The organism is Nocardioides jishulii (assembly GCF_006007965.1).
Classification (GTDB): domain Bacteria; phylum Actinomycetota; class Actinomycetes; order Propionibacteriales; family Nocardioidaceae; genus Nocardioides; species Nocardioides jishulii.
This window is the reverse complement of record NZ_CP040748.1, coordinates 1,651,965-1,663,331: the sequence shown is the minus strand read 5'-3', so window position 1 is coordinate 1,663,331 and position 11,367 is coordinate 1,651,965. Positions and strand designations below refer to the sequence as shown.

At 71.5% G+C, this 11,367-nt stretch carries 14 protein-coding genes; 1 reads left to right on the top strand and 13 read right to left on the bottom strand.

The window, feature by feature from the left end; genetic code table 11:
* Positions 1-52: 52 nt before the first annotated feature.
* The 5 genes from FCL41_RS07785 to ruvC are packed head-to-tail and all read right to left on the bottom strand — an operon-like array spanning position 53 to position 3,199.
* Positions 53-571, bottom strand: a complete 519-nt coding sequence (locus FCL41_RS07785; protein ID WP_137066030.1) for an adenine phosphoribosyltransferase — start codon at positions 569-571, stop codon at positions 53-55.
* A gap of 38 nt (positions 572-609) precedes the next feature.
* A complete protein-coding gene (yajC, locus tag FCL41_RS07780) occupies positions 610-888 on the bottom strand; it encodes a preprotein translocase subunit YajC (protein WP_137065509.1) in 279 nt (92 codons plus the stop codon).
* Positions 889-940: 52 nt separating this feature from the next.
* Positions 941-2,032 (bottom strand): Holliday junction branch migration DNA helicase RuvB, encoded by a 1,092-nt coding sequence (gene ruvB / locus FCL41_RS07775; RefSeq protein WP_137065508.1) that lies wholly within the window; start codon positions 2,030-2,032, stop codon positions 941-943.
* Between the two features lies 1 nt (position 2,033).
* On the bottom strand, positions 2,034-2,630 hold the full coding sequence (gene ruvA, locus FCL41_RS07770) for a Holliday junction branch migration protein RuvA (RefSeq protein ID WP_137065507.1): 597 nt from the start codon (positions 2,628-2,630) through the stop codon (positions 2,034-2,036).
* A complete protein-coding gene (gene ruvC / locus FCL41_RS07765) occupies positions 2,627-3,199 on the bottom strand; it encodes a crossover junction endodeoxyribonuclease RuvC (protein WP_212723138.1) in 573 nt (190 codons plus the stop codon). Before ruvC ends, ruvA begins: the two co-directional genes overlap by 4 nt.
* Positions 3,200-3,416: 217 nt before the next feature.
* Between ruvC and FCL41_RS07760 the strand changes: the two genes are divergently transcribed.
* The gene (locus FCL41_RS07760) at positions 3,417-5,534 is read left to right on the top strand and encodes a PhoX family protein (protein ID WP_137065505.1); all 2,118 of its coding nucleotides are present in this window, start codon (positions 3,417-3,419) and stop codon (positions 5,532-5,534) included.
* A 34-nt stretch (positions 5,535-5,568) separates the two neighbouring features.
* Here FCL41_RS07760 and FCL41_RS07755 read toward each other — a convergent pair whose 3' ends face one another.
* The 8 genes from FCL41_RS07755 to FCL41_RS07720 all read right to left on the bottom strand — a co-directional run bounded on the left by FCL41_RS07755 (position 5,569) and on the right by FCL41_RS07720 (position 11,367).
* On the bottom strand, positions 5,569-6,333 hold the full coding sequence (locus tag FCL41_RS07755; protein WP_137065504.1) for a YebC/PmpR family DNA-binding transcriptional regulator: 765 nt from the start codon (positions 6,331-6,333) through the stop codon (positions 5,569-5,571).
* Between the two features lie 38 nt (positions 6,334-6,371).
* Positions 6,372-6,971, bottom strand: a complete 600-nt coding sequence (gene pdxT / locus FCL41_RS07750; protein ID WP_137065503.1) for a pyridoxal 5'-phosphate synthase glutaminase subunit PdxT — start codon at positions 6,969-6,971, stop codon at positions 6,372-6,374.
* A gap of 9 nt (positions 6,972-6,980) precedes the next feature.
* Positions 6,981-7,547 (bottom strand): DUF6891 domain-containing protein, encoded by a 567-nt coding sequence (locus tag FCL41_RS07745; protein ID WP_137065502.1) that lies wholly within the window; start codon positions 7,545-7,547, stop codon positions 6,981-6,983.
* Between the two features lie 57 nt (positions 7,548-7,604).
* The gene (pdxS, locus tag FCL41_RS07740) at positions 7,605-8,528 is read right to left on the bottom strand and encodes a pyridoxal 5'-phosphate synthase lyase subunit PdxS (protein ID WP_137065501.1); all 924 of its coding nucleotides are present in this window, start codon (positions 8,526-8,528) and stop codon (positions 7,605-7,607) included.
* A gap of 76 nt (positions 8,529-8,604) precedes the next feature.
* The gene (locus FCL41_RS07735; RefSeq protein WP_137065500.1) at positions 8,605-9,408 is read right to left on the bottom strand and encodes a spermidine synthase; all 804 of its coding nucleotides are present in this window, start codon (positions 9,406-9,408) and stop codon (positions 8,605-8,607) included.
* 4 nt (positions 9,409-9,412) lie between these two features.
* The gene (pgsA, locus tag FCL41_RS07730) at positions 9,413-10,036 is read right to left on the bottom strand and encodes a phosphatidylinositol phosphate synthase (protein ID WP_137065499.1); all 624 of its coding nucleotides are present in this window, start codon (positions 10,034-10,036) and stop codon (positions 9,413-9,415) included.
* A 12-nt stretch (positions 10,037-10,048) separates the two neighbouring features.
* Positions 10,049-10,846 carry an inositol monophosphatase family protein gene (locus tag FCL41_RS07725; RefSeq protein WP_212723098.1) on the bottom strand — a complete coding sequence of 266 codons (798 nt, stop codon included), beginning with the start codon at positions 10,844-10,846 and terminating at the stop codon, positions 10,049-10,051.
* Positions 10,843-11,367 carry an HIT family protein gene (locus FCL41_RS07720; RefSeq protein WP_137065498.1) on the bottom strand — a complete coding sequence of 175 codons (525 nt, stop codon included), beginning with the start codon at positions 11,365-11,367 and terminating at the stop codon, positions 10,843-10,845. Before FCL41_RS07720 ends, FCL41_RS07725 begins: the two co-directional genes overlap by 4 nt.

Sequence of the window (11,367 nt, the reverse complement as noted above, 5' to 3'; positions counted from 1 at the left end):
CCCGTTCCACTGCTGCGCGGTTGTCCTCGACCATTGCGACAGTCTAGTCGGGTCAGATCACGGCGAGTGAGGTACAGGGCACGTCACCGAGGGAGTCACGCCCCGACAGGGAGCCCAGCTCCATCAGCACGGCAGCCCCCACGACGACTCCACCGGCCGCCTCGACCAGGCGGCACGTCGCGGCCATGGTCCCGCCGGTGGCGAGCACGTCGTCGACCAGCAGGACCCGGTCGCCCGGTGACACGGCATCGGCGTGCATCTCCAGCGTGGCCTCGCCGTACTCCAGCGAGTACGCCTGGGCCAGGAGGGCGCGCGGCAGCTTTCCGGCCTTGCGCACCGGCACGAACCCCGTCTCGAGGTTGAGCGCAACGGGGGCTCCCAGGATGAAGCCGCGTGCCTCCATGCCCAGGACCTTGTCCACGACGACCTCGCCGGAGGCGTCACGGCCGGCGTCGGCGAGGGCGAGGATCGAGGCGTGGAACCCGTCGTGGTCCGCCAGCAAGGGGGTGATGTCCTTGAAGACGACACCGGGCTCGGGATAGTCGTGGACGTCCTTCACCAGGCGGTGCATCGCCTCGCGGGCCACCGTGAGGTTGTCCTCCACGGCAGTCACAGCTCCTCGTGGGTCTCGGGCGCCGGCTCCGGGGCCTCGACGGCGGCGATGGCGCCACGGGCCACCTCGATCTCGACGCCGTCGGCGACCCGGACGCGGGCACGGTCGTCAGCCAGCTCGGTGATCTCGGCGAAGATGCCCGAGGTCAGCACGACCTTGTCGCCCACCTTCAGGCCGGCCTGGAGCCGCTGCACCTGCTTCTGGCGCTTCGAGGCAGGACGGACGATCAGCAGCCAGAACACCAGGGCGATGGCAACAAGGGGCAGGTACTCCACGAAGAATCCTCAGAACGGCGACGACGACAACTCCGTGAGTCTACCGGGGCAGTCATTCATCGAAGAGAGCCTGCTGTGCCCCGAACGACTCCACCGGTGGGGTGAGCCCGAGGTGCTGCCAGGCAGCGGGCATCGCGACGCGGCCGCGCGGGGTACGAGCGAGCATCCCGTTGCGCACCAGGAAGGGCTCGGCGACCTCCTCCACGGTCTCGCGCTCCTCCCCCACGGCCACGGCCAGGGTCGACACCCCGACCGGTCCCCCGCCGAAGCGACGGCAGAGGACGTCCAGCACGGCGAGGTCGAGACGGTCGAGGCCGAGCTCGTCGACCTCGTACAGCTCGAGCGCCGCACGGGCCACCTTGCGGTCGAGGACGCCGTCGGCGCGCACCTGCGCGTAGTCGCGTACGCGGCGCAGGAGCCGGTTGGCGATCCGTGGCGTGCCGCGCGAGCGTGACGCGATCTCGGCGGCGCCCTCGGAGGTGAGCTCCACCCCGAGCAGGCCTGCCGACCGGCGCACGATCAGGTCGAGCTCACCGGGCTCGTAGTACTCGAGGTGGGCCGTGAAGCCGAAGCGGTCGCGCAGCGGCCCGGGCAGGAGGCCTGCCCGCGTCGTGGCTCCGACCAGCGTGAAGGGCGGGATGTCGAGCGGAATGGCCGTGGCGCCCGGGCCCTTGCCGATGACGACGTCGACCCGGAAGTCCTCCATCGCCATGTAGAGCATCTCCTCGGCGGGTCGCGACATCCGGTGGATCTCGTCGACGAAGAGCACGTCGCCCTCGTTGACACCGCTGAGGATGGCCGCCAGGTCGCCGGCGTGGGTGATCGCGGGACCGCTGGTGAGGCGCAACGGGGTCTGCATCTCGGCAGCCACGATCATCGCCAGCGTGGTCTTGCCCAGGCCGGGCGGGCCGGAGAGGAGCACGTGGTCGGGGGCACGTCCCCGCTGGCGGGCCGCCTCCAGCACGAGGCCGAGCTGGTCGCGCACCCGCACCTGACCGACCACCTCGTCGAGCGTCCGGGGCCGCAGCGCCGCCTCCACGGCGCGGTCGTCGCCGTCCGCCTCGGCCTGCACGAGCGTACGCAGGTACTCCTGCTCGGCGGCCTCGTGCGGGTCGGCGCCCGACCACTCGTCGGAGAAGGCCATGTCAGGCCTTGCCCAGCTTCTGCAGGGCAGCGCGGAGCAGACCACCGACGTCGGTCGGGTCGTTGCCGTCGGCCAGCACCGCGTCGACCGCCTTGTCGGCCTCCTTGACCGACCATCCGAGCCCGACCAGGCCCTGGAGCACCTGCTCACGGCCCGCGTCCGTGGCGGACGGAGCAGGCGACCCGGAAGCGCCCACGGGTGCCCCGATCCGGTCGCGCAGCTCGAGGATGATCCGCTGGGCGCCCTTCTGGCCGATGCCCGGCACCCGGGTCAGTGCCTTCACGTCGTCGTCAGCGATCGCCCGACGGAGCCCGTCGGGCGTCATCACCGCCATCACCGCCTGCGCCAGCTTCGGTCCCACGCCCGACGCGGTCTGGACCATCTCGAAGCAGGCCCGCTCGTCCTCGTCCAGGAACCCGAAGAGCGTCATCGAGTCCTCACGGACCACGAAGCTCGTCGCGAGCTGGGCCTCCTGGCCGTGGCGCAACGAGGCGAGCGTGCCCGGCGAGCAGAGCACCTGCAGACCGATCCCCCCGACCTCGACCACAGCAGAGGTGAGGTTGACACCGGTGACGGTGCCACGGACGTACGAGATCACGGGCGACTCCTCGGGATGCGGCTGGTCGTGACGAGGTGGGTGGCGCGGGTCGTCGGGGAGGCGCTCGGGCGCTGCGCCTCAGCAGCCGCCTGCAACCGGTCCGCGGCCCCGCCGCGCCAGATGTGCGTGATCGCCAGGGCCAGCGCGTCGGCCGCGTCCGCAGGCTTGGGCGGGCTCTCCAGGCGCAGGATCCGCATGACCATCGCCGTCACCTGTGCCTTGTCCGCCCGGCCACTCCCCGAGACCGCGGCCTTGACCTCGCTCGGGGTGTGGAGCGCGACCGGCAGGCCACGTCGGGCCGCGGCGACCAGCGCGATGCCGCTGGCCTGGGCGGTGCCCATGATCGTGCTGGAGTCCGAGCGGGCGAAGATCCGCTCCACGGCGACCGCGTCGGGACGGTACTCGTCGATCCAGGCGTCGATGCCCTTCTCCACGGTGACGAGTCGTTCAGCGACGTGCAGGTGCGCGCTCGTCCGGATGACGCCGACGTCGACCATGGTCAGGGGCCGCCCGATCTCACCGTCGACGACGCCGACACCACAGCGGGTCAGTCCCGGGTCAATTCCCAGCACCCGCATGGCCTGCCTCCTCGTCCTACGTCGGTCCGAACACCTGTTCGCATGAGCACGCTATCCCGTCGGCCGGTCCGGGCGGGGCACGACACGCGCCTCGCACTGTTCGCCCCCCGTTCACCCCGGTCGCACCCTGTCTTCGGCTCGCCACCTGAGTCTCGGGTCTACCGCCGGCGCATCTCGGCGCCCCCTCACCCAGCCCCACGGAGGACTCATGACCAGCCCACACCCCTTGTCCTGCTCGACCGGGCCCACGGCCCGTCCCGCTCCCTCCCCCGCGTCGCCGACTGCCCTGCTGGGGCTGCCGAGCCGCGGGCCGCACGGCTCCCGCAGTGCGATGACCTGCGCCTTCCGGTGTGGCAACGCCTGTGACCAGCCGATCCCCAACGTGTCAGGCAACGAGGAGTTCCACACCGTCGCCGAGCGGGCGATGGCGCGGCGTCAGGTCCTGCGCGGCGGCGTGGCCGCTGCCGCCGTGGGCGTCCTGGCGTTCTCCTCCGCCGCACCCGCTGCGGCGGGTCCGCGCCACCCCCGTCCCCGTCCGGGTCCGGTCGCACGCGCCGGTGCCGGCACGTGGTCCTTCACCCCGGTGCCTCCGAACCGCGCCGACGAGGTCTCCGTGCCCGACGGGTTCACCACCGACCTGCTCATCGCCTGGGGCGACCCTGTCACCCGCGACGCCGCGCGCTTCGACGTCCGGCGTCAGAGCGCCGCGGCGGCGCGCACGCAGTTCGGCTACAACAACGACTACGTCGGGCTCGTGCCGCACCCCCGGCGCAAGGACCGGGCGCTGCTGGTGGTCAACCACGAGTACACCGACGAACCCCTGATGTTCCCCTCAGGCACCCACACCCCCCAGCAGGTCCTGGAGGTCGCGATCGCCAGCCACGGCATGTCCGTCGTCGAGGTGCAGCGCGGGCGTCTCCCGGGCCAGTGGAGCGTCGTACGCCCCCGGTCAGCGCGCCACAACCGCCGTCTGCACGACCGAACGGTCTTCGAGATGACAGGTCCGGCGGCGGGCGACGCACGCCTGCGCACGTCGGGCGACCCCAGCGGTCGCCGAGTCCTGGGCACCTTCAACAACTGCGCCGGCGGGACCACGCCCTGGGGCACGGTGCTCAGCGGCGAGGAGAACTTCAACCAGTACTTCGACGCCAGCGGCGAGCTGGACCCACGCCACGCCGCCTCCTACGCGCGCTACGGCATCACCGGCGCCGGCCGCGGCTGGAGCGCCGTCGACCGACGCTTCGACCTCTCGGTCGAGCCTCACGAGCCCTACCGCTTCGGGTGGGTCGTCGAGGTGGACCCCACCGACCCCACGTCGCGTCCTCGCAAGCACACGATGCTCGGGCGCTTCAAGCACGAGGGAGCCAACGTGACGATTGCCGACAGCGGTCACGTCGTCGCCTACATGGGCGACGACGAGCGTGGGGACTACCTCTACCGCTTCACCTCCCGGTCGACCTACGACCCCCGCCCCTCGGCACGGGCGCGTCGCCACAACCTGACGCTCCTCACCGAGGGCACGCTCTGGGTGGCCCGCCTGGACGGAGACGGCCCCGACGACGGGGTGCACGACGGCACCGGCGAGTGGATCAGGTTGGCCGACGACCGACGTTCCTACGTGCCGGGGATGTCGGTGGCGGAGGTGCTCATCGACACCCGGCTCGCCGCCGACCAGGTCTCCCCCACCCGCATGGACCGCCCCGAGGACGTGGAGGTCAACCCGGTGAACGGACGGGTCTACGCCGCGCTGACCAACAACTCCAACCGCGGTACCAGGAACCCGCCCGACGAGGCGAACCCCGTCTCGTCCTCGTACGTCCGCGCCGCCCTCGGTGCGCCGCTCACTCGCGCCTCCGGCAACCGCAACGGCTACGTGCTGGAGCTCGAGCCGGGACGCGGCGGGCACACCGGCACCACGTTCGCCTGGAACCTGATGCTGGTCTGCGGGGACCCACAGGCGCCCGAGACGTGGTTCGCCGGTTTCCCCAAGCAGCTCGTCAGCCCTATCAGCTGCCCCGACAACGTGGCCTTCGACGCCGTGGGCAACCTGTGGATCTCCACCGACGGCAACGCGTTGGGGTCCAACGACGGGCTCTTCCGGGTGCCGGTCGACGGCTCGCGCCGCGGCCTCGTGGAGCAGTTCCTCACGGTGCCCCTCGGCGCCGAGACCTGCGGCCCCTTCATCGCCCCGGACCAGCAGTCGGTGCTCGTCGCTGTCCAGCACCCGGGAGAGGTCGACGGCGCCACCTTCGAGAGTCCGGCCAGCACGTGGCCCCACACCCACACCTTCCCCCGTCCGGGCGTCGTCGTGGTGCGTCGCGCCTAGGACTCCGAGGCGGTCAGGGGAGGCCGGCGACCCGTCAGTCCTCGAGCTCGGCCATGACCTCGTCGGAGACGTCGACGTTGGAGAAGACGTTCTGCACGTCGTCGAGGTCCTCGATGGCGTCGATCAGCTTGAAGACCTTGGCGGCCGCCTCGGCGTCGACGGGGATGTCCATGCTGGCCACGAACTCCACGTCGGCGGAGTCGTAGTCGATCCCCGCCTCCTGGACGGCCACGCGGACCGCGACCACGTCAGAGGGGTCCGAGACCACCTGGAAGGAGTCACCGTGGTCGTTGACGTCCTCGGCGCCGGCGTCGAGCGTCGCCTCGAGCACGTCGTCCTCGACGATCTCCTTGCCGTCCTGGCTCTTGGGGAGCACGACGACGCCCTTGCGGCCGAAGAGTCGCGAGACCGACCCGGGGTCCGCCATCGTGCCGCCGTTGCGGCTCACCGCGGTGCGGACCTCCATGGCGGCACGGTTCTTGTTGTCCGTGAGGCACTCGACGAGGATGCCGACGCCGCCGGCGCCGTAGACCTCGTACATGATCGTCTCGTAGTTGACGCCGCCACCGTCGAGGCCGCCGCCACGCTTGACGGCCGAGTCGATGTTCTTGTTGGGCACCGACTGCTTCTTGGCCTTCTGGATGGCGTCGAAGAGCGTGGGGTTGCCGGCCGGGTCAGGGCCGCCCATCTTGGCGGCGATCTCGATGTTCTTGATCAGCTTGGCGAACAGCTTGCCGCGCTTGGCATCGATCGCGGCCTTCTTGTGCTTCGTGGTCGCCCACTTGGAGTGGCCTGACATGAGTCCCTCTTCCGTCTCCGTTGGTCTCCGCGCCGCGCTCAGGTCCCGTGCACCAGGTCGAGGAACGACCGGTGGACCCGTGGGTCCCCGCCCACCTCCGGGTGGAACGAGGTGGCCATCAGGGCGCCTTGGCGAACGGCGACGATCCTACCGCTGGCCGCGCCGTCAGGTACTCGCGCCAGCACCTCGACGTCCGCGCCCGCCTCCTCGACCCAGGGCGCGCGGATGAAGACGGCGTGCACAGGGCCCTCGACGCCAGCCATCTCGAGGTCCTGCTCGAAGGAGTCGACCTGACGCCCGAACCCGTTGCGACGCACGGTCACGTCGAGCCCGCCGACGGTCTGCTGGCCCTCCATGGCGTCGACCAGCCGGTCGGCCAGCAGCACCATCCCCGCGCAGGTGCCGAGCACGGGCAGTCCTGACACCACCGCCGTACGCAGCGGCTCGAGCAGCCCGAAGATGCGTGCCAGGTTGACGATCGCAGTCGACTCGCCGCCCGGTAGCACGAGGCCGTCGAGCGCGACGAGCTCGTGCTCGCGGCGTACGCCCACCACGTCGGCGCCGCAGCGAGTGAGCGTCGCGCAGTGCTCGCGGACGTCGCCCTGGAGAGCGAGGACTCCGATCCGGGGCCTGGACATGGGCGCAGCCTAGGCGGCCGTCACCTGCGCAGGGCGACGCTGCCACCAGGTGGCGACCTCCAGGCCGCCCACCACCGGTCGTGACGCAATCCCGTGCCGCTCGAGGCAGCCGGCCACCGCGGCCCCCAGCGGGTCACCCTCGACCTCGACGGGGGCACCGTTGCCGTGCCGGAGACCCACGAGCAGCACTCCGGTGCCGAGGGCGTCGAAGACCGCCTCACGCCCGAACCAGAGAACTCCCCGCAGGGGTGGGGTGCTGGCCTCGACCACCCGGCGCACCTCGGCGAGGTCACCGACGCCCTCGAGCACCGTCACTGAGTGGGAGCGGCACTCGTCGAAAGCGGCCGTCAGTCGGTCGTGGTCGGTCGGGACGCCCCAGGTCCCTGCGTCACGGACCCACTCGCGGTGGGCAGCGAGCAACCATGCCCGCGCCATGATCGCCGGATCAGTGTGCGGCATCTGGAGCCTGACCATCTCGGTGAAGGTCTCCTCCAGCGCCTCGGCGCTGTCGAGCCCTGACCGCACCAGGAGTCGCGCGGTGTCGCGCAGCTCCCGTTCGTCCCGTTCGTCGGCCACGCCTGCTCCGTCCTGGATCGCCTCGATGTCGGCGGCACGATCCTAGGACGGACGCAGTCACCAGCCGCGCTCGGCCAGCCGGTGTCCAACCGGCAGGTCGTCGACGTTGATGCCCACCATCGCCTCACCGAGCCCGCGGGAGATCTTCGCCAGCACGTCGGGGTCGTCGTGGAAGGCGGTGGCCTTCACGATGGCAGCGGCGCGCTCGGCCGGATTGCCCGACTTGAAGATGCCGGAGCCGACGAAGACACCGTCGGCGCCCAGCTGCATCATCATCGCGGCGTCGGCGGGCGTGGCGATGCCACCCGCCGAGAAGAGGACGACCGGGAGCTGGCCACGCTCGGCCACCTCGGCCACCAGGTCGTAGGGCGCCTGGAGCTCCTTCGCGGCCACGTAGAGCTCGTCCTTCGAGCGGCCGGCGAGGCGACGGATCTCGCCCCGGATGGTGCGCATGTGGGTGACGGCGTTGGAGACGTCACCGGTGCCCGCCTCACCCTTGGACCGGATCATCGCCGCCCCTTCGGTGATGCGTCGCAGCGCTTCACCGAGGTTGGTCGCCCCACAGACGAAGGGCACGGCGAACTCCCACTTGTCGATGTGGTGGGAGTAGTCGGCCGGGGTCAGCACCTCGGACTCGTCGACGTAGTCGACGCCGAGGCTCTGCAGCACCTGCGCCTCGACGAAGTGGCCGATGCGGGCCTTCGCCATCACCGGGATCGAGACGGCGTCGATGATGCCGTCGATCATGTCCGGGTCGCTCATCCGGGAGACGCCGCCCTGGGCACGGATGTCGGCGGGCACGCGCTCGAGCGCCATCACCGCCACGGCGCCGGCGTCCTCGGCGATCTTCGCCTGCTCGGGCGTGACCACGTCCATGATCACCCCGCCCTTGAGCATCTCGGCCATGCCGCGCTTCACGCGCATGGTGCCGGTGGTGCTCGCAGCGATGCCCACGGTGGTCTCAGTGGCGTTCTCGGTCATGCGGCGATCCTAGGCTCGCCGAAGGGCACGCTGCGGCCAGAGCTGCCGGCGTGGACTCGGCCGTCGCGCCCGAGGCTCACGCCTCGCCGGGCCGCGGTGAGGGCTCGGTGTCGGCGTCGGTGAAGGCCCGGCCCCCGCCGAAGGTGGCGCCCACCTGCGCCCCTGCCACCACCTCGAAGTCGCTGGGCCTCGTCCGGAGGTGTGCCGTCACCCGGTCCACCGTGGCTGCGTCCTCCCCCGCGACCACCAGGACGTTCCCCGCCCGGCGCCCCCGCCTCGTCGCCGCCTCCAGGTGGACCGAGGCGGTGACGAAGGTGGTGAGGACCCCGGCCAGCACCCGACGGGTCCAGGTGAAGGGGGCCCGGTCGGCCAGGTTGAGCAGCAGCAACCCACCCGGCGCCAGGACCCGACCGGCGTCGGCGAAGAACTCCGCGGTGGCCAGGTCGCCGGGCACCCTGCCGCCAGCGAAGGCGTCGACCAGGACCAGGTCGACGCTGTCGCTCCGCAGTCCGGCCACGCCGGTACGCCCGTCCTGCGGCCGCACCTTGATCCCGCTGCGCGGGGGCAGCGGGAGCTCGGCGCGGACCATCTCGGTCAGCGCCACGTCGGGCTCCAGGACGACCTGCGCGGAGCGCGGCCGGGTGGCGGCCACGTAGCGCGGGAGCGTCAGCCCTGCCCCACCGACGTGGACGATCCGCACCGTGTGCCCGGGCTGGGCGAACCCGTCCAGCACGTCGCCGAGTCGGCGTACGTAGTCGAAGGCGAGGAACGTCGGGTCGTCCAGGTCGACGTAGGACTGTGCCTGGCCGTCGAGGCGCAGCACGAGCGCCGAGTGCCGCTCGGTGGGGACGATCTCGGCGCCGCCGAGCGGGTCGCCCACGGGTTCAGCCCGGAGCGCTGGACACGTCGAGCGCCTGGCGGCGCACGCTCAGGATCCGCTGCAGCACCGTCACGGTGCTCAGCGCGCCCAGCAGGGCCAGGCCCCACGCGAAGACCAGCGGGTCTCCGGCGACCTCGGCCGCGATCGCGGCGAGACCCAGCAGGACCAGCCTGTCGGCCCGCTCCATGATCCCGACCCGTGCGGTGAACCCGACGGACTCGGCCCGGGCTCGGGCGTACGAGGTCGAGACACCGGTGACCAGGCACCACAGGGCCATCGCCTGACCGAAGAGCGAGTCGCCCGGCCCAGCGAAGTAGAGCATCACCGAGCCGAACACGACGGCGTCAGCCACCCGGTCGAGGGTCGAGTCCAGGAAGGCACCGAACGCGCTGGTGCGGCCGCTGAGCCGGGCCATCGTGCCGTCGAGCAGGTCGAAGAGGGCGAAGACCGTGACCAGCACCAGGGCGATCATCAGGTGACCCTGCGGGACCAACCAGAGGGCGGAGGCGCAGGTGAGCACCGTCCCGATCACGGTGATGGCGTCGGGACCGAGCCCGAGGCGCAGCAGCAGGCGGGCGATGGGCGCGATGAGGACCTTCGTCATGAGGCCGCGGAGGTGTTCCAACATGGGGTCGCCAGACTAGCGGTCCGCCAACCGCTCGCAAGCCTCGGCCACGGCAGTCGGCACCCCGGCGACGAACCACTCCACCCCGGCGGCCTCGACCGTACGCGTCGTGCCCCCGAGCGCCTCGACGAGCGCCTGGCCAGGCAGCCGGTCCCATGCGGGGACACTGTGGTGCAGGAAGAGGTCAAGACGTCCCTGCGCGATCGCCGCCAGATCGAGCGAGCCGGATCCGTGGAGCCGGTAGGTGCCCACGCGCTGCACGACCCGTTGCCACGCGTCCCCGACCTCGGTGCCGAAGAACGGCGGGTGCAGGTAGGTCGCGGCGCACGCCTGGGACAGGGACCGGTCGCCCAGGGGCTCCAGGCGTGCGGCGCCCGCGCCCTCTTCACCCACGCTGGAGGTGACACGCACACCCCTCCCGGGGCCGCCCACCAAGGTCTGGCCGTGCGCGGGGTCGTGCACCGCGCCCAGGAGCAGGTCGTCGCCGTGGACCAGGGCGAGTGCCGAGCACCACCACTCGGCACCGCGGACGAAGTTGTAGGTCCCGTCGACAGGATCGATGACCCAGCTGCGGCCCGAGGTCCCCGCGCGGGCCGCGCCCTCCTCCCCCAGCACCCCGTCGAGCGGACGGTGCGCAGCGAGCTGCGAGACGACGTACGCCTCCGCCTCCGCGTCCGCGACCGTCACCAGGTCGGTGGGGTTGGACTTGGCGCGGGCGGAGACCCCCTGGCGGAAGTACGACCCGGCCAGTCGCGCCGCTCCCTCGACCAGTTCCCGCGCCAGTGCAGCGTCGGGATCCTGGCCGGGACTCACTGCCAGGCCTCGGCCAACATGTCGCGGGTGTCGGCGAGGAGTGCGGGGATCACCTTCGTGTTGCCGGTGACGGTGATGAAGTTGGCGTCGCCCACCCACCGCGGGACGACGTGCTGGTGCAGGTGCGAGGCCAGGGAGCCACCCGCCGCAGAGCCGAGGTTGAGCCCGATGTTGAGACCGCGCGGCTGGCTCACGGTCTTGACCGCACGCACCGCCGACTGGGTCATGCTCATCAGCTCGGCCGACTCCTGGGGCGTCAGGTCCTCCAGCTCCGCCACGTGGCGGAACGGGATGACCATGAGGTGGCCGGGGTTGTAGGGGTGCAGGTTGAGCACGGCGTAGCAGTGCTCCCCCCGGGCGATGATCAACCCCTCGCGGTCATCCCCGTCAGGGATCGTGCAGAAGGGACACTCCTGGGTGCCCTCGGCCTTCGCGGCCGCCTCCTTGCGGATGTAGGCCATGCGGTAGGGCGTCCACAACCGCTGGAGGCCGTCGGCCTCACCGATCCCCTGCTGCTCCAT

Excerpts from the sequence above, each read along its gene's own strand:
- FCL41_RS07760 (WP_137065505.1), top strand. The coding sequence starts at position 3,417 with ATGACCAGCCCACACCCCTTGTCCTGCTCGACCGGGCCCACGGCCCGT.
- FCL41_RS07720 (WP_137065498.1), bottom strand. The coding sequence starts at position 11,367 with ATGGAGCAGCAGGGGATCGGTGAGGCCGACGGCCTCCAGCGGTTGTGG.
- pdxS (WP_137065501.1), bottom strand. The coding sequence starts at position 8,528 with ATGACCGAGAACGCCACTGAGACCACCGTGGGCATCGCTGCGAGCACC.
- pgsA (WP_137065499.1), bottom strand. The coding sequence starts at position 10,036 with ATGTTGGAACACCTCCGCGGCCTCATGACGAAGGTCCTCATCGCGCCC.
- FCL41_RS07785 (WP_137066030.1), bottom strand. The coding sequence starts at position 571 with ATGCACCGCCTGGTGAAGGACGTCCACGACTATCCCGAGCCCGGTGTC.
- ruvB (WP_137065508.1), bottom strand. The coding sequence starts at position 2,032 with ATGGCCTTCTCCGACGAGTGGTCGGGCGCCGACCCGCACGAGGCCGCC.
- pdxT (WP_137065503.1), bottom strand. The coding sequence starts at position 6,971 with ATGTCCAGGCCCCGGATCGGAGTCCTCGCTCTCCAGGGCGACGTCCGC.
- FCL41_RS07755 (WP_137065504.1), bottom strand. The coding sequence starts at position 6,333 with ATGTCAGGCCACTCCAAGTGGGCGACCACGAAGCACAAGAAGGCCGCG.